The organism is Rathayibacter sp. YIM 133350 (assembly GCF_037404875.1).
In the GTDB taxonomy this organism is placed as follows: Bacteria; Actinomycetota; Actinomycetes; order Actinomycetales; family Microbacteriaceae; genus Orlajensenia.
The window spans coordinates 39,769-55,809 of sequence record NZ_JBBELO010000019.1 but is presented as its reverse complement, the minus strand read 5'-3'; the positions used below and the strand labels follow the sequence as shown (position 1 = coordinate 55,809).

The following is a 16,041-nucleotide window of genomic DNA, read 5'->3' as shown; positions in this document are numbered from 1 at the left end:
AAACTCTTTCCTTGATCGGGGTGTTCTGGGCGGCGCGCGCGCTCACCAGTCGTTGCTCCGCACGCCGTCCACGCTCACGTAGGCCTGGTCGCCGCAGAAGCTCTCGGGGATGCCGTTGTTGTAGCGGCCCTGATAGCGGCCACCGCCGCTGCTGTTCAGGGTGATCGTGTACCGGCCCTTCAGCGCCCCGCCGTTGCAGTACGGCGTGACGGTCACCGAGCCGCCGCTGAAGTGCGCGACGGTCACGTCGTAGAACCAGCAGGTTCCGTTGCAGTCGCCGTATGCGCCGTGGTACGGGCCCATCGCTGTTCCCTTCCGCAGCGTCACCGTCGGCGGCGGAGCGGTCGGAGTGGCACGGCTCGATGCGGCGAATGCTCCGCACCCCGCGAGGTTGCAGGCGCGCACCTCGTAGCGATAGGTGGTGCCATTGGACCCGTTCGCGCTGTCCCTCGTCGCCGTGGTCGAGTGGATGCCCGCCCCGCCGCCTTCGGTGAAGCGCCACTCGTACCTCGTCACCGCACGCCCGCCGTCATCGCTCGGTGCCGCCCAGTCCAGGGTCATGCCGCCGCTGCCGTCGCTCGAGGCCGCCAGGCTCGCGTTGCGTGGCGCCCCGGGCAGACCGTAGGGAACGGCGGGAGCGCTGGCAGGGGAGGTGTTGGAGTCGCCCATCTTGTTCGTGGCGACCACGGTGAAGGTGTACGAGGAACCGTTGTTCAGTCCCGTGATCTGCTGGTCGCGGCCCGCATCATTGGGCGAGTACGCGATCCTTCGCGAACCGTTCTGGATCACGGTGTAGCCGGTGATCGGCGCGTTGTTGTCGGCCGGGGCGCTCCAGCGGATCTTCGCGCTGCCGTCGCCGACCTCGACGATCGTCGGCGCACGCGGAGTGTCGGGCACGTCGCGCACCACGACCTCGGCGCGTCCCTGCACCTCGCGAGCAGGATCCTTCGTCGCATCCTGCACCCGGTAGATGACGCTGAGAGTGCCGGTGAAGCCCGGGCCCGCCTTGACGGTGATGTCGCCGGTCGTGTGCGTCACGGTCGCGCCGCTCACGTTCTGCTGGTCGATCTGGGCGTCGATCACCTTGAGGGCGGGACTCGGCGCGAACGGGTTGACGTCGTTGGCCAGCACGTCGATGCGCTGGCTCGCTCCCCGCTTCATCTCGACGGGCCCGTCGTCGAGCGCCTGGGCCTTCGGCCGCGTCGACGAGACCACGCTCACGTCGACGGATCCGGGAACGTGGAAGTCCTTGTAGTCCACCGTGAAACTGATCGTGGCCTTGGTTCCGGGCTGCACCCCCAAGGGCGACGATACGGTGAGCACGCTGCCATCCGCTGTCGCGTTCACGTCGGCCGTCGATCCCGAGAAGCCGGAGTAGGCGAGCTTCTGCACGATGTCGGGGTTGGGGTGGCTGCTCGAGGTGCGCAGGTCGATCTTCACCGGCGCCTCTCCGGCCTCGATCGTGATCTTGGGCGGCGTGAACGTGGGCGGCACGTCTTCGAAGTTCGGGTCCCCGACGGTCACCGGGAAGGCGAGGGTCGCCGTGCGCCCCTCGGGGTCGGAGGCGCTCGTGCCGTCGGTCACCGTGAAGGTGACGGTCGAGGGCCCGCGGAAGTCCTTGGCCGGCTTGTAGGTGATGGTCGAGCCGTCCTGGAAGGGGTTGCTGCCGTCGCTGTTCGTCGCCGTCGCGCTCAGGATCAGGGCGGGCTTTCCAGAGGGCACCACGACGATGTCGCCCGCCTTCCAGGTGATCGAGCCGTTCATGCGCACGATCTGCTGCCCCAGGTCCGCCAGGTGCGGTGGCGGGAACTGGCTCTTGGGGTCGGCCGTGGCGCTGGCCTGCTTCTCGGGCACGGCCGGAACGACCACGAAGGCCATGGCGCTCAGGTCGTCGATCGTGTTGGTCAGCCGGTAGGCCACCGTGTAGCGCTTGTTGGTGGGCGTCACGACGATGCGCCCGTCGGAGGCGACGTCGACGTCGTCGGCGTGCGGTCCCTCAACGCTGACCTTCAGGTCGTCCACCACGCCGCCCGGGTTCGAGGCGTCCTCGAGCGGGTCGACCGTCACCTTCTTGCCGTCGGCCACCTGCTTGGGCTCGATCACCTGGTCCTCGGCGGTCGGCGGGTTGATGCGCGCATCCTTCTTCACGAGCACCTGCACGAAAGCGGTGTCGAAGCCGCCCTTGCCGTTCGTGATGCTGTAGCGCAGGCTGTAGCCGCCCTCCTCGTCGGGGGCCGTGACGATGACGCGACGGTTCTTCGAGACCTTGGCGACCAAGCCGTCCGAGACGCTCGTGAGCTTCGAGGCGACCTTGATGGCGTAGCCGTTCGGGTCGGAGTCATTCAACAGCACGTCGACGGATGCGGTGCGCCCGGGGCGCATCTCGATGGTGTCGTCGACCGCGTTGGGCGGCAGGGCGTTGACCGGTCGCGGAACGACGCCGATGCGCACGGTGCCGGTGGCCGCCTTTCCGGCGGTGTCCTGGACCGTGTAGCTGAACTGGTCGGTTCCCGCCGAGCCGTCGTAGGCCTCGTAGGTGAAGCTCGTGCTCGTCGTGGCGACGATGCGCCCGAGTTGGGGCAGAGCATCCACACCGCTCAGCACGACGCTGTCGCCGTCGGGATCGAGCCCGTCCAGGGGAACGTCGATCTTCACGGTCGAGCCGGCGAAGGTGCGCGACGTGAGCGGCGCAGGCACCGGCGCACGGTTCCCGTCGGCGGATGCCGCGGTCACCTGGAATCGCAGCGTCGCCCGCGCCGTCTGGCCGTACTCGTCGACGACCTCGTAGACGACGGAGTACGAACCCGCCGTCATCGGCGCCTGGTAGCGCACGGCGTCGTGCGCGACGAAGACGATGCCGCCGGCGTTCGAGGAGTCGGGAAGCGTCGCCGACAGGTGCATCTGCGCGGCATCGGGATGGAAGTCGTTCTCGAGCACGGGAACCGTGACGATGTCGCCGGCGCGCACGGTGGCGGCGTCGTCGAGTGCGACCGGCGGCTGGTGCTTCACGAGCGGCGGCACCGGCACGACGGTGATCGTGGCGCTCGAGGTCTGGGCGCCGTCGGAAGCGGTGTACGAGAGCTGCAGCTGGCTGCTCAGCGCCTCCGTCGTCGAGATGCGCACGACGGTGTTGGTGAGCATCTCGACCGAGAGCACGTCGTCGACCGCACTCGTGTCGACGGACTGCAGTGCGAGCACGGACCCGTTCGGCGAGACGTCATTGGCCAGCACGGAGACGAGCGTGGGCTGGCCCGGGCGCAGGTAGGCGATGTCCTTTACGGCGATCGGCGGCTGGGCCTGCTTGGGCCGCTCCTGCACGTCGACGCGGACGAGGCCGGTGCTCACGCTCGCTCCGGCGGCGACGGAGTAGAGGAAGACGAAGCTGCCCGGCTTGTCGGAGGTCACGGTGATCGTTCCCCGGTCGGTGTTGACCGAGACGTTGATGCCGCCGGGAACCTCTTTCGTGTCCACGAGCGACAGGGACGCTCCCGAGGGGCTGAGGTCGTTCTCGAGCGGCTTCAGCACGGTCGGCTCGCCGACGAAGGTCTGGGCGAAGTCGGGCGTGCCCACCGGCTTCAGGCTCCCGGCCGCTTTGACGTCGACGGTGAGCGTTCCGGTGGCGCTCGTCGAACCGTCCGAGATCGTGAAGGCGACCTCCTTGCTGCCGAGCTCGCCCGAGCGGTGCTCGAAGGTCACGAAGCCGTCCGGGCTGAAGCGCACCGAGTCGCCGCTCGTCGGCGAGGCGTTCACGAGGTAGATGTCGTCGCCGTCCGGATCGCGCCAGTCGGTGAGCACGTTGTAGCTGATGCTCTGGCCCTGCTCGACGGAGGTGCGTCCCTCGCGGATGGCGACCGGCGCGTTGTTCACCTCCGGCGGGGTCACCGAGACCGAGACCTGCGCGGTCGCGACCCCGTTGCGCCCGTCGGAGACGGTGTACTGGAATCCGATCGTTCCCGTTGCGCCTTCGGCGGGCGTGAACTGGAGCGCCCGACCGCCGTCGATCACGTCGAGACGCCCCGCGGTCTCGGCCACATCCGTCGTGTCGGTGACGGTGAGCACGTCGCCGTCGGGGTCGGTGTCGTTCTGCAGCACGTCGAGCACGGTGGTGCGTGCCGGGCGCGAACCGTAGCTGTCGTCCCGCGCGATGGGCGGCCGGTTGTTGGGGGTGCGCTCGGCCAGCGTGTCCTCGAAGCTCTGCTTGGCGCTCTTCTCGTCGCCCTCGAGTTCCTCGGTCTCCTCGGGCGGCGTCACCTCGTCCCAGTTGTCGACCAGTCGCATGTCGGCATCCAGCAGCCAGACATTGCCGTTCGCGAGGTTGTTGAGCACGACGATGTGCTTGTTCACGCGGAACTCGATCGGAGCGCCGGCGATCGGCACCTCGATGGGCGTCACCGTCGGCTTGGCGCCATCGCACGCGTAGACGTAGGTCGCCGACCCGCTCCATGCCCCGTGCGCGCAGCCGTCGAGCCAGACCGGCGCAGCGAGGTCCTTCGCACCCGCCGCGGGTGCGGCATCCGTCTTCACGACCGTCGGATCGCCGCCGCCGAGGGGCACTTCGAGAAGGGAATCGCTCGCGGCCACCACCACCCGGTCGTTCTGCGATCCGGGCTGCTGGATGCGCAGCGCATCCTTGGGAACGGCACGTTCGGCGCCGTCGGCGATCACGACGTGGGCGTCGGTGTCGAGCACGACGGGCGTCTCACCGACCACGCTCAGCTGGTGCTCGCCGAGCTTCGGCAGGGCGGAGATCGCGGCGTGCGCGTGCACGTCGGCGAAGCTGAGCAGCTGTTTCTTCGAGGGCGAGGTCGCATAGGCCCGGCCATCGAGCCCGACCGCGACGTGGGCACCCGGCCCGAGCTTGGCGACCGGCTTGGCCGAGGTGAAGTCGAAGGCCAGCTGTCCGACGGCACTCGTCAGCCACAGGCGGCCGTTCGGCGCGAGGATGGCCAGGGTCTTGCCTCCGAATGCCACCTGCGCGCCGGCCGGAACGTTCACGCCCTGTGCGAGGTCGGTGTACGCCGGGTCCACGCGCTGCACCGTCGCGAGGTTGCGGTCGTAGAGGAAGACGTCGTCGCCGTGCTGCATCACGTCGACGTCGTTGGAGGCGGTGCCCACCGCGGCGTCGAGTTCCTCGATGGGCCGGTTGATGCGTCCGGCGCTCAGCGCCTGGCCGTTCGTGACCCACACGTCACGCGGGCTGAGGTCGGGGTCTGTCACGGGGAAGCCCTGGTGCAGCACCGCGAAGGTCACGGGAACCCCGACGAGCACGGTGATCGCGGCGACCGAAGCGAGCGTCTTGCGCTCCCTCAGCCACGACATCAGCCTGCCCACAGCTTGCTCCCCCTACCCGCACACGTCGATCGGATGCGAAGGCCGCTCCGCGGTCCCCGCCCGGTTCCGTATACGGCACTCGACGCTAACATGCCCGGAGAGGTGGCAGGATCCTCCCGATCAGGGCACCTCGGCCGCTCCATCGGCATCGAGGTCGGGCTCGGGTTCCGCCACCGCATCCAGGAGCGGAAGGTCCTCGGCGCTCACCAGCCGGGTGGCCAGGGCGTACTCGACCAGCCGGGCACGGCGGTTGGTGGCGAGCTTGCCACGCCCTCCGCGCAGGCCCGAGACGCCGATGCGGTCGAGCTTGTCGCAGACGTTGTCGAGCTTGCGGTTGAACGTGGTCATCGACCAGCCCAGCCGGGCCGCGGCGTCGGCCGAGCTCGGGATCTCCCCACGACCCGGCGTCGAGCGCGTCAGGATGTTCTCCGACAGGGAGACGATCAGCTGGCGCTGGCTGCGGGTGAGAGTGACGGGCAGCAGCGTGGTCGTTCCGGCGATCGGCACCGCCGAGAGCGAGGTGTTGTACACGTCGGAGGCCGCGTGGATCTCGAAGTCGTACGTGGTCGCGCCGGCGCTGAACATGACGTGCATGTGCTGGAAGACGATCGGCAGGCGGGCCCCGGGAGCCAGCCATGCCTGCACGGCCCCTGATTCGTCGGAGACCGTCGCCGAGAGCGTGTGCCCGACGTTCGTGATCCACCACAGGTCGAACTCGCTCGACAGGGTGAGGAAGACACGATGCAGGTACGGGTTCTCATCGATCGTCAGGTCGGCCTCGCGACCCACGGTGAACGTGCTCTCGGGTTCGACGACGTACTCCTCGCCGCAGAACATCACCTGCAGCGGCGTCACGGCGTGCACCCCCGTGCCGGCTCGCTCGTCTTCCCGGAGCGCTGGATGACGACGTCGATGCAGACCTGGCTGCCGGGAACGACGCCGGTCACCACGATCGGCGACGTCGTCGCCGCCTGCGGTCGGTCCGGCGCGTCGGTGCGAGACCATCGGTAGATGTCGCCATCGTGCGGCGAGTCGCTGCGCACGGCGAAGCTCACGCTCGCGCCGTCGGCGGAGCGGATGCCGGGGTCGACCGCCGGCGCCGGGATGACCGCGGAGAGGGCCGGGCCATCGCTCGGAGGGGACGTCGGCTCCGCCGGGCCGGTCTCGGGGCGGGGAACGAGCACGACGGCCGCGATCGCGGCGGCGAGCACGAGAGCTGCGGCCGATCCCAGCACGATCGGCAGGCGGCGACGCCGACCTGTCGGCGCCTCATCGCTCGCGTCCGCACCGGCGGTCTCGGTCTCGGGCTGGGGCTCGAGCGGGGAAGCCTGCGCGAGCGGCGGCCGGGGGCGCACCACCGTGCCGTCGTCGACCGGCTGCGGCGCAACCACCGCCGGGCGGATGCGGGTCTCGTCGGCGTCGGAGGCGGGTACCGGCGCCGGCTGCGGCTGCACGATCTGCACCGTGCGCACGCGGGTCTCGTCGGCATCCGGGGTGCCGGCCTGCCGTGTCGGAGGGGTGGAGAGCAGGAAGGCCGGAACCTCGATCGAGGTCGGGGCGTAGCCGAGCTCGATCTCGACGCGCTGCAGGCCCCGCGCGAGTTCGAGGGCGCTCTGGTAGCGGTGGGCGCGCTGCGTCGCCATGCCCTTGCGCAGCACCGAGAGAAGGGACTGCGGCACGTCGTCCCGGCCGATCGGAGTGACCTGGCCGCGTTCGATGCGTCCGATCAGGTCGAGGCTTCCGTTGGATCGTCCCTTGATCTCGAACGGCGTCTGCCCGGCCAGCAGGGTGTGGATGGTCGCGGCCAACGAGAAGACGTCGCTGCGCACGTCGGGGCTCGGATCGTCATCGAACATCTCCGGAGGCGACCACGGCACCGACAGGCCGACCGCCGAGGCGTTGCCGCCCGTCTGCGAGGCCGATCCGCCGGTCCAGTCCGTCGTCGTCGCCACCGGCAGGTCATCGTCCAGGCTCGAGGCGATGCCGAAGTCCGTCAGCGCCGGCCAGCCGTAGTCGTTCGTCAAGACGTTCGCCGGCTTGATGTCGCGGTGGAGGATGCCGGCGGCGTGCGCCGTCGCCACGGCACTCGCCAGCCGCACCCCGGTGCGCAGCACGAACTCGACCGAGAGGCGCTCGCGCTTGTAGCGCTCGGCGAGGCTCGGCCCCGAGCAGTACTCCATCACGAGGTAGGGCCGGTCGCCGGCGATGTCGGCGTGGAAGATGGTGACGATGTAGGGATGCGCGGAGAGCTGCGCCATCACGTTCGCCTCGGCGACGAAGTTGCGCTTGGCCTGCTCGTCGAGCTGGTCGGCCACGAGCACCTTCACGGCGACGTCGCGCCTCGGAAGGGCCTGCTGATAGAGGAAGACGTCGGAGAACCCGCCGGATCCGAGCAGGCGCAGGTAGCTGTAGCCCGGAAGGGTCGGCGGCGCGGAGGGTGGTCGGCGCATCAGGCAGGGCTCGTCTCGACGGCGATCGTGATGCCCCCACCGAGGTCGATGACGCTGCCGGCCACGACGGTCGCGGCCTCCCCCGCCCGCAGCTTGCGCGGTTCGGTGCCGGGAAGCGTCAGGATCGTGCCGTTGCGGGAATGCAGGTCGGTCGCGACGAGCGTGTCGCCCTGCAGCTCGACGTGCACGTGGTTGCGCGAGATGTCGTTGTCCGCGCCGCCGATCGCGAGCAGGCGCGGTACGGGGCCTCCCGAGTGCTGGCTGAGGCTCGGCGCCCGGCCGATGAGCACCGCGGTCTCCACCCGTTCGATGCGCCCGTCGGGCAGCCGCAGGCCGTAGCCGGCCGCCTCGGGCGGCTGCTGCTGTGGCGTGGTGCCGCGTTCCGCTCGCGCCCGGCCGATCACGTCGCGCAACTGGTCGCTCAGCACCGTCTGGCCGTCGTGATCGCCGGCCTCATCGATCGAGGCGACGGGCTCGGCCTCGCGATCGATGTCGACGACCGTCACCTCCGGTGCGGGCCCGGGTGTCTCGAGCAGGGCATCCGATCGCGCACCGGATGCCGGACGAGGAACGACGACCGTGCTGTCATCGAGCTCCCGCTGCTCTGGTTCGGCGTTCCCGACCGCGATGTGCACGCCTGCCGCCCATGCCGCGCCGGAGAGGAGGGGCAGGCTCGCTCCGCCGGCCGGACGGCCGGTCGTGACGCGGGCGCTCGTCGCCGCGACGACGCTCTCGGCCCACGTCGAGAACGTGCGACCGCTGAAGGTCTGGGATCGCCCGTCCACATCGGCCACGACGTCGACGGCCCCACGCACGATGACGCGCAGGCCGCCGGGCTCCTCGGCCACGAGCGCGAACGGGGGAATGGAGCTCAATCCGCTCGTTGCGAGCGCTTCGATGACGGCACCGGGAGCAGCGTCGCCGAGCATCAGCCGGTGCAGCCCTGCCACGTCTGCTTCTCCGGGACGCAGCACGATCACCCGGCTCGGCGCCACGATCGCGAGCCACTCCCCCGCGGCATCCGGTTCGTAGTCGATCTGCATCATGTTCCCCTCACGAGCCGCGGCGTGGTGTCCTCATCGGTGCCCTCCGCGAGGCCATCCCTGTCCTGGGTCGTCTCGACGGCGTCGACGCCCTCTGCCGCGACCGCCTCGACGATGACGACGGTCACGTTATCGCGACCCCCGGCGGAGAGCGCGAGTTCGACGAGCGCTTCCGCCGCGTCCGCGTGCTCGGCGAGCGCAGCCGCGATGCGCTCGTCGCCGACGTCTTTCGTCAGTCCATCCGAGCAGATCAGGAAGCCCTGATGCCCCGAGACGGGCAGCAGCCACACGTCGGCGTCGACGTCGACCTCGGCGCCCAACGCCCGCGTGATGATGTTGCGGTCGGGATGCGATGCCGCGTCGGCGACCGAGATCGCGCCGGCGTCGATGAGCTCCTGCACCGCCGAGTGGTCGACGCTCAGCTGCTCCAGCTTTCGACCGTCCCAGGTGTAGACGCGGGAATCGCCGACGTTGAATGCCATCCAGTAGAGCCGGTTCGGGTCTCCGGCATCGACGAGCGCGACGCCGGCGAGCGTGGTTCCGGCGACCCGCGTTCCGACATCCGTCGTCGCACTGAGGGCACGCACCGTGCTGTTGGCGTCATCGATGGCGGCGAGCAGGGCGACCGGTGTGTTCGGCGCGTCGAGCCTCAGGCCCTCGCGCAGCACCGTGATGGCGCTGCGGCTGGCCACCTCGCCGCGCTCATGCCCACCCATTCCGTCGGCCACGACGAACACCGCGCCCTCGGCGAGGAAGCTGTCCTCATTCGCGGAGCGTACGAGTCCCGTGTGCGTCGCGGCCGTCACGGTGATCTCGAGCGGACCGGCCGGTGTCGATGCGATCGAGCGGCGCAGTGCACTCATTCCACGATCGCCCCCTCGGTCGGCGCCCGCCTGCGGCAGCGAGCGCCACCACACTAGCAACTGCGGGGTCGGCGTTCAGTCGGCGGTGAAGTGCGGAACCTCGTCGCTGAGCTTCGTGCCGCGACGACGGGCATCCGCCCCGGCCTTGATGAGGCTCGCCACCGTCGCGAGGGCCATCGAGGCGATGATCACGATGAGCGAGGTCCAGGTTCCGATCTCGGGCGCCCACTCCACGTGGTGGCCGCCGTTGATGAACGGCAGCTCGTTGGTGTGCAACGCGTGCAGCACGAGCTTGACGCCGATGAAGGCGAGGATGAAGGCGATCCCGTACTTGAGGTACTCCAGGCGCTCGAGCAATCCGCCGAGCAGGAAGTAGAGCTGACGCAGGCCCATCAGCGCGAACACGTTGGCGGTGAAGACGATGAACGGGCTCTGGGTGATGCCGAAGATCGCCGGGATGGAATCCAGCGCGAAGATGAGGTCGGTCGTTCCGATGGCGATGAAGACGATGAGGATCGGCGTGAAGATCTTCTTGCCGTCGATGAGCGTGCGCACCTTGATGCCGTCGAAGTCGGGGGCGATCGAGAGCCGCCGGCGCATCATCTTGACCAGCCCGCTCTCCTCGCCGTCGTCGTCGTGGTTGCCGAACGCCTGGTTGATGGCGGTGTAGAGCAGGAAGGCGCCGAAGATGTAGAACACCCAGCTGAAGTTCTCGATGAGCGCGGAGCCGAGAAGGATGAAGATGCCGCGCAGCACGAGGGCGATGATGATGCCCACCATGAGCACCTCCTGCTGGATCTTCCGCGGTACGGCGAAGCGCGCCATGATCACCACGAAGACGAACAGGTTGTCGATCGACAGGCTGTACTCGGTAAGCCATCCGGCCAGGAACTGGCCGCCGTGCTCGGCGTCGCCGAGTACGAACATCAGCCCCGCGAAGGCGAGCGCGAGCGCGACGTAGAACGCCACCCACAGGCTGGATTCGCGGAAGGAGGGAACGTGCGGTCGTTTGACGACCAGCAGCAGGTCTCCCACGAGGATGAGCGTCAGAACGACGAGCGAGGTGATTTCGAACCAGAGCGGGAGGTCGAGCACGCGGTGCGGCCTTTCGAAGTGGGGTCGGGAGGATTCCGAAAGTCTCTCCCGCATCCTCTGGATGCCACCGCGTCCGGAACAGCGGCGATGCTGCTCGTGATGACGTTCACGGCGTGATGGGATACTCCCCTTCGCGCCTTCAGCTTAGCGGATGAGCCAGGCCCGGCCGCATCCCGACCGGGAGGGGCAAGGTCGCCCGAAACGAGAAGAGGCAGGTCTCCGGCGAACCGGAGACCTGCCTCGTGATGTTGTGACCCCAGCGGGATTTGAACCCGCGTTACCGCCGTGAGAGGGCGACGTCCTAGGCCGCTAAACGATGGGGCCTCTCGAACAACAGGTAAAAGTATGTCATAGCCTCAGGGGGCGGCCAAATCGGCCGCGCCCTCCGGGCGTTTCACGCGAGAACGGCCAGCGCCCCGGGCACGACCTCGATGGCGACCGGCAGAGCGCCGACCCGCTCACCATCGGCATAGGCGACGATGTCGGCATCCGAGTCGATCTGCACCGAGCGGGCACGGATGATCTCCACGGCCGGATGACCGACGTGTGTACCGCGGAACACACGCGGAAACACCCGCAGGAACTCGAGTCGGCCGATCTTGCTCACGATGAACACGTCGAGCAGGCCGTCGTCCAGTTCGGCGTCCGGTGCGACCCGCATGCCGCCGCCGAGGGAGGGGTTGTTCGCCACGGATACCAGCATCGCCTCGACCTGCCTGGCGACACCGTCGATGACGAGGGAGTAGCGCACCGCTCGAAGGGTGAGCAGTTCGCGCAGCAGGGCGATGACGTAGCGACTGGCGCCGCGCGGGCGCACCATTCGATTGGCCCGTTCGTTCACCACCGCGTCGAACCCCGCCGAGAGCACGGCGGCGTACCAGGTCGTCAGCGGCCCGTGCCGTACGCGAGCGGCGTCGATGCGTCGCGGCGTGCGCCCGAGCGCGGCCGTCACCTGCCGGGTCGCCGCATCCGCGTCGCCGACGGGCAGGCCGAGCCCACGGGCCATGTCGTTGCCCGTGCCGGTCGCGATGATGCCCAACGGGATCCCGGTGCCGGCGACGAGGTTCGTTCCGAGCGAGACCATGCCGTCGCCGCCCACCACGATGAGGGCGTCGGTGCCTGCATGCACGGCGTGCTCGGTCTCCCGGCGCAGCAACTCGAAGTTGGGCTCGCGAAGCATGGCCACCTCGTGGCCCGAGGCGACGAGAGCCCTCACGACGCGCTGGCCCACGTCGCGGTTCTTGCCGAATGAGGCGTTCGGATTGATGGCCACGGTGACCCGGAGCGTTTCACCAGCAGTCATACGGCGATTATGGACGCCAACGGATGCCGCGATGCATCGACGGGCGGGCGAGTTGCGTGCTGGAGGATGAAGGTGTTGGCTCGAAGCATGCGCCTGATGAAACTGGAACACTCCACCCTCGTGCTCGAGGAAGGCGGCGAACGGCTCATCATCGATCCCGGTTCCTTCACCACGCCGATCACGGAGGCCACCGGCGTCGTCGCCATCGTCATCACGCACGAGCACGGCGATCACTGGACGGCCGACCAGGTGCGCCGCATCCTCGCCGACAGCCCGCAGGCGCGCATCCTCGGTCCGAGCGGAGTGGCGGCCGCCGCAGCGTCCGATTTCCCGGTCGAGACGGTCTCCCCCGGTGACGTGCACAGCATCGGCGCATTCACGCTGCGCTTCTTCGGCGGTCGGCACGCCGTGATCCATTCCTCCATCCCCGTCGTCGACAACGTGGGCGTGCTCGTCAACGACACCCTCTACTACGCCGGCGACTCGTTCCACATCCCCGAGGGCGTCTCGGTCGACGCGCTCGCCGTTCCGGCCGGTGCGCCCTGGATGAAGGTCGGCGACGCGATCGACTACGTGCTCGCCGTCGCCCCGAAGCGCGCCTTCCCGGTGCACGAGATGGTCCTCTCCCGCGCGGGCAAGGACCTCTCCAACACGCGCCTGCAGTGGGCGGTGGAACAGGGCGGCGGCCACTACGACGCCCTCGAACCGGGAGACAGCATCCAGTTGTGAGCAGCGGCGCCGTAGACCACCCCCGAAAGGGGTGGTGCGTGTCGTCTTGCGGGTCCCCCTTACGGGAGCCATGATGTGTGCAGCTACCCTGCTCACCCGGCTCCACTGATCGACCCGACCCACGGGCTGCCCCGTACCCTCCTGCGGCCCGGCTCCACCATGCACCTGCTCCACGGGCTGCCCTCCCGTCGGCCCGGTACCACCTTGCGACCCGAACGCTCCTCAGAAGGTGAACCCGCATGACTTCCTACCTCTTCGACCTCTCCGGCGACTGGATCGCCTTCCGCCACTCCGCGGAAGGCAAGTACCTCTTCTCCCCTGACGGGGACTGGATCGGCTGGTTCCCCTGGGACGACGCCGAAGCCCTGACCCCGGATGGCGACTACCTCGGCACCGTCGTGGGTGACCGGCTGGTGCAGGAGATCGGCCATCTCCGGCGTGGGGTTCCCGCCTACCCGGGCGAGCCGAGCTTTCCCGGCCGTCCGGCCTTTCCCGGCGGCGCGTCCTACCTCGGGTCGCTCGGCGGATATGAGGACGTCTGGCTGGCGCAGCGCCTGAGCGCCTGAGCGCAACCGCCCGGCGGCGCCGTCGCGGATGCCCTAGCATCCCCTCATGGCCGCCCACCCCAACGACGACGCCGAGCGCCATGAGACGCCGACGGAGAAGCTCGATCGCAACTGGTCCGACATCCTGCAGGAGCTGCGTGTCACCCAGACCGGAACGCAGATCATCGGCGGCTTCCTGCTGACGGTCGCCTTCCAGCAGCGTTTCAGCGACCTCGACGCCTACGGACTCACGCTCTACCTCATCCTCGTGGGGCTGGCCGGTCTCAGCACCGCGATCGGGCTGGCGCCGGTGAGCGAGCACCGCACGTATTTCCGCCGACACGTGAAGAGCCGGGTGGTCGACGCCGGCAACCGCTTCCTCATCGCTCAGGTCGTCGTCGTCGGCCTGCTCACCGCGGGTGTGACGAGCCTCATCTTCGACTTCACTCTGGGGCGCACTGCGGGGATCATCGCCGGAATCGTGGCGTTGCTGGTGATCGGGACGCTCTGGGTACTGCTTCCTCGCGCACGCCGCAAGGCCGAAGGCGCTCGCGAGGACGACGAGATCGAAGACGGCCTGACGTCGACCTCCCACTGAGTCGAGGTTCGGCTGGGCGGACTCAGGCCAAGTCGGCGGTGTCCGGTGGGACCACGGGTTCTTCCTCGTCCGACAGCAGGGCGAGCAACGCGTTCTCCGGCGTTCCCTTCAACGGCATGGTGCGCCCCGCAAGGAAGTGATCGATCACCGCCGGATCGACGTAGCTGTTCTTGGCGATCGCCGGCGTGTTGCCGAGGGTGTCGGAGGCGGCGATGAACGCCTCCCGCAGTGCGCGCTTGCGCTCCCGCTCGGTGGTGGCCGGCCCTGACTGCGCGAGCGACATCGCCGCGGCGATGGTGCCGCGCAGCGTGCGGAAGTCCTTGGCGGTGAACTCGCCTCCCGTCGCGCCGCGCACGTAGTCGTTGATCTGTGCGCCGCTCAAGGCGCGGAACCGGCCGGCTTCCTGCCAGGCGAGGAACCGGGAGCGCGGGCTGCGTCGGAGCAGTTCCGCGCTGATCGTGGCGAGGGGCGTGTCCTGCACCTCGGCACGCATGTGCTGTCCGCTCTTCGCGGGGAAGGCGAGCCGGATGACGTCGCCGTCCAGCTTCACGTGGCGCACGAGCAGCGTCGAGAGCCCGAAGCTGCCGTTGGCCTCGAAGTACTGCTCGGCACCGACGCGAACGGCGACGAGGTCGAGCATCCGGAACGATCCCGCGAGCACGCGATCTCGACCGAGCCCCTCGGTCGAGAGATCGCGGGTGACCCGGGCGCGCGCGGCCGGCAGCGCAGCCGCCAGGGCGCGGGCCCGCTCGAACTTCACGCTGTCGCGGGCGGCACGCCACTGCGGATGGTAGATGTACTGTCGCCGCCCGGCGTCGTCGACCCCGACGGCGAGGATGTGCGCATTGGGCCGCTCCGCGATCCACACGTTCGTCCACGCGGGCGGGATGACCAGGGCTTCGGCACGGGCGCGCTCCTCAGCCGGGAGCGCGTTCCCCTCGCCATCCAGGTAGCGGAAACCGCGGCCGGAGCGCACACGCGTGTACCCCCCGGCCGCGTACGGCTGCACTCGACGCAGTCGCGGCACGTCAGTGGCGCCGCAGCGAGCCGATGAGCTCGGCCCTCTTCAGACGGGAATCTCGTGAACCGGGCATCGCCCTCGTCCCTTCTCTTCTCTTCTTCGACGTCTCGGCGGGCAACCGACTCAGAGCGGACGACCGCCGGTGACGGGAAGAACGGCGCCCGCCACGTAGGAGGCCTGCTCGGAGGCGAGGTACACGTAGGCCCCGGCGAGTTCGGCGGGCTGGCCCGCCCGGCCGAGGGGCGTGTCGGAGCCGAACTGCTCGACCTTCTCCTGCTCGTCCCAATCGGTGGCGGGAATCAGCGGTGTCCAGATGGGGCCAGGGGCGACCGAGTTCACTCGGATGCCGCGCGGGGCGAGCTCCTGCCCCATCGACTTGGTCAGCGACACGAGGGCGGCCTTCGTCATGGCGTAGTCGAAAAGCTCCGGCGACGGGTCGAAGGCCTGGATCGAGCTCGTGATGATGATCGATGACCCCGACTCCAGACGCGGTACCGCGGCCCGCATCAGCCAGATGGTCGCCGACAGGTTGGTCGTGAAGACGCGTTCGAACTCGGCGGTCTCGACGTTCTCGATGCCTTCCCGAGCCTTCTGATACGCGGCGTTGCTGACGAGGATGTCGAGCTTGCCGAACTCGGCGACGGTCTGCTCAACGACCTGGGCGCAGAAGCGCTCGTCGCGCAGGTCGCCGGGGATCAGCACGCACGTCCGCCCGGCGTCCTGCACCCATCGAGAAGTCTCTTCCGCATCCTCCTGCTCCTCGGGAAGGTAGACGATGGCGACGTCGGCTCCCTCGCGGGCGTAGGCGATCGCGACGGCCCGGCCGATACCGGAGTCGCCTCCCGTGATCAGGGCGCTTCGGCCCGCCAACCGGCCCGAGCCCTCGTAGCTGTCCTCACCGTGATCGGGCTCGGTCTTCATCTCCCGGGTGATGCCGGGCTGACCCTGCTCCTCCTCGGGGAAGGGGCCGGTGTCGTGCTTGCTGGTGGGGTCGGTCTTGTCGTCGGCGTCTGGCGTCATGCTCTCATTCCACGCCCGAGCCTGCCCGCGAGGAAGGGGCTTG

The 16,041-nt window shown here is 69.1% G+C and carries 12 protein-coding genes and 1 tRNA gene; 3 read left to right on the top strand and 10 right to left on the bottom strand.

Going from position 1 to position 16,041, the window contains the following annotated elements; translation table 11 throughout:
• Positions 1 to 42 precede the first annotated feature (42 nt).
• The 8 genes from WDJ51_RS05490 to WDJ51_RS05455 all read right to left on the bottom strand — a co-directional run bounded on the left by WDJ51_RS05490 (position 43) and on the right by WDJ51_RS05455 (position 12,085).
• A complete protein-coding gene (locus tag WDJ51_RS05490; RefSeq protein WP_337851428.1) occupies positions 43 to 5,331 on the bottom strand; it encodes an Ig-like domain-containing protein in 5,289 nt (1,762 codons plus the stop codon).
• A gap of 120 nt (positions 5,332 to 5,451) precedes the next feature.
• Positions 5,452 to 6,186, bottom strand: a complete 735-nt coding sequence (locus WDJ51_RS05485; protein ID WP_337851427.1) for a hypothetical protein — start codon at positions 6,184 to 6,186, stop codon at positions 5,452 to 5,454.
• A complete protein-coding gene (locus WDJ51_RS05480) occupies positions 6,183 to 7,781 on the bottom strand; it encodes a serine/threonine-protein kinase (RefSeq protein ID WP_337851426.1) in 1,599 nt (532 codons plus the stop codon). The genes WDJ51_RS05485 and WDJ51_RS05480 overlap by 4 nt, the downstream gene beginning before the upstream one ends.
• Entirely contained in the window at positions 7,781 to 8,824 is a 1,044-nt protein-coding gene (locus tag WDJ51_RS05475) for an FHA domain-containing protein (RefSeq protein WP_337851425.1), read from the bottom strand. The genes WDJ51_RS05480 and WDJ51_RS05475 overlap by 1 nt, the downstream gene beginning before the upstream one ends.
• The gene (locus WDJ51_RS05470; RefSeq protein ID WP_337851424.1) at positions 8,824 to 9,687 is read right to left on the bottom strand and encodes a PP2C family protein-serine/threonine phosphatase; all 864 of its coding nucleotides are present in this window, start codon (positions 9,685 to 9,687) and stop codon (positions 8,824 to 8,826) included. Before WDJ51_RS05470 ends, WDJ51_RS05475 begins: the two co-directional genes overlap by 1 nt.
• 75 nt (positions 9,688 to 9,762) lie before the next feature.
• Positions 9,763 to 10,836: a TerC family protein gene (locus tag WDJ51_RS05465; RefSeq protein ID WP_443218458.1), complete on the bottom strand. Its 1,074-nt coding sequence runs from the start codon at positions 10,834 to 10,836 to the stop codon at positions 9,763 to 9,765.
• Between the two features lie 197 nt (positions 10,837 to 11,033).
• Positions 11,034 to 11,106: transfer RNA gene (locus WDJ51_RS05460), tRNA-Glu, on the bottom strand.
• 70 nt (positions 11,107 to 11,176) lie between these two features.
• Positions 11,177 to 12,085 carry a diacylglycerol/lipid kinase family protein gene (locus tag WDJ51_RS05455; RefSeq protein ID WP_337851422.1) on the bottom strand — a complete coding sequence of 303 codons (909 nt, stop codon included), beginning with the start codon at positions 12,083 to 12,085 and terminating at the stop codon, positions 11,177 to 11,179.
• Positions 12,086 to 12,172: 87 nt separating this feature from the next.
• Between WDJ51_RS05455 and WDJ51_RS05450 the strand changes: the two genes are divergently transcribed.
• The 3 genes from WDJ51_RS05450 to WDJ51_RS05440 all read left to right on the top strand — a co-directional run bounded on the left by WDJ51_RS05450 (position 12,173) and on the right by WDJ51_RS05440 (position 13,957).
• Positions 12,173 to 12,814: an MBL fold metallo-hydrolase gene (locus tag WDJ51_RS05450; RefSeq protein ID WP_337851421.1), complete on the top strand. Its 642-nt coding sequence runs from the start codon at positions 12,173 to 12,175 to the stop codon at positions 12,812 to 12,814.
• Between the two features lie 239 nt (positions 12,815 to 13,053).
• Entirely contained in the window at positions 13,054 to 13,380 is a 327-nt protein-coding gene (locus WDJ51_RS05445) for a hypothetical protein (RefSeq protein WP_337851420.1), read from the top strand.
• A gap of 46 nt (positions 13,381 to 13,426) precedes the next feature.
• Positions 13,427 to 13,957 carry a DUF6328 family protein gene (locus WDJ51_RS05440; protein ID WP_337851419.1) on the top strand — a complete coding sequence of 177 codons (531 nt, stop codon included), beginning with the start codon at positions 13,427 to 13,429 and terminating at the stop codon, positions 13,955 to 13,957.
• A gap of 22 nt (positions 13,958 to 13,979) precedes the next feature.
• Here WDJ51_RS05440 and WDJ51_RS05435 read toward each other — a convergent pair whose 3' ends face one another.
• Entirely contained in the window at positions 13,980 to 14,984 is a 1,005-nt protein-coding gene (locus tag WDJ51_RS05435; protein WP_443218457.1) for a DNA topoisomerase IB, read from the bottom strand.
• A gap of 117 nt (positions 14,985 to 15,101) precedes the next feature.
• Complete coding sequence (locus WDJ51_RS05430) at positions 15,102 to 15,998, bottom strand: glucose 1-dehydrogenase (protein WP_337851417.1); 897 nt, start codon at positions 15,996 to 15,998, stop codon at positions 15,102 to 15,104.
• Positions 15,999 to 16,041 lie beyond the last annotated feature (43 nt).

Bases quoted from the DNA above. Each gene is read 5' to 3' on its own strand.
- WDJ51_RS05455 (WP_337851422.1), bottom strand. From the start codon at position 12,085: ATGACTGCTGGTGAAACGCTCCGGGTCACCGTGGCCATCAATCCGAAC.
- WDJ51_RS05450 (WP_337851421.1), top strand. From the start codon at position 12,173: ATGCGCCTGATGAAACTGGAACACTCCACCCTCGTGCTCGAGGAAGGC.
- WDJ51_RS05465 (WP_443218458.1), bottom strand. From the start codon at position 10,836: ATGCGGGAGAGACTTTCGGAATCCTCCCGACCCCACTTCGAAAGGCCG.
- WDJ51_RS05475 (WP_337851425.1), bottom strand. From the start codon at position 8,824: ATGCAGATCGACTACGAACCGGATGCCGCGGGGGAGTGGCTCGCGATC.
- WDJ51_RS05470 (WP_337851424.1), bottom strand. From the start codon at position 9,687: ATGAGTGCACTGCGCCGCTCGATCGCATCGACACCGGCCGGTCCGCTC.
- WDJ51_RS05440 (WP_337851419.1), top strand. From the start codon at position 13,427: ATGGCCGCCCACCCCAACGACGACGCCGAGCGCCATGAGACGCCGACG.
- WDJ51_RS05430 (WP_337851417.1), bottom strand. From the start codon at position 15,998: ATGACGCCAGACGCCGACGACAAGACCGACCCCACCAGCAAGCACGAC.
- WDJ51_RS05480 (WP_337851426.1), bottom strand. From the start codon at position 7,781: ATGCGCCGACCACCCTCCGCGCCGCCGACCCTTCCGGGCTACAGCTAC.
- WDJ51_RS05445 (WP_337851420.1), top strand. From the start codon at position 13,054: ATGACTTCCTACCTCTTCGACCTCTCCGGCGACTGGATCGCCTTCCGC.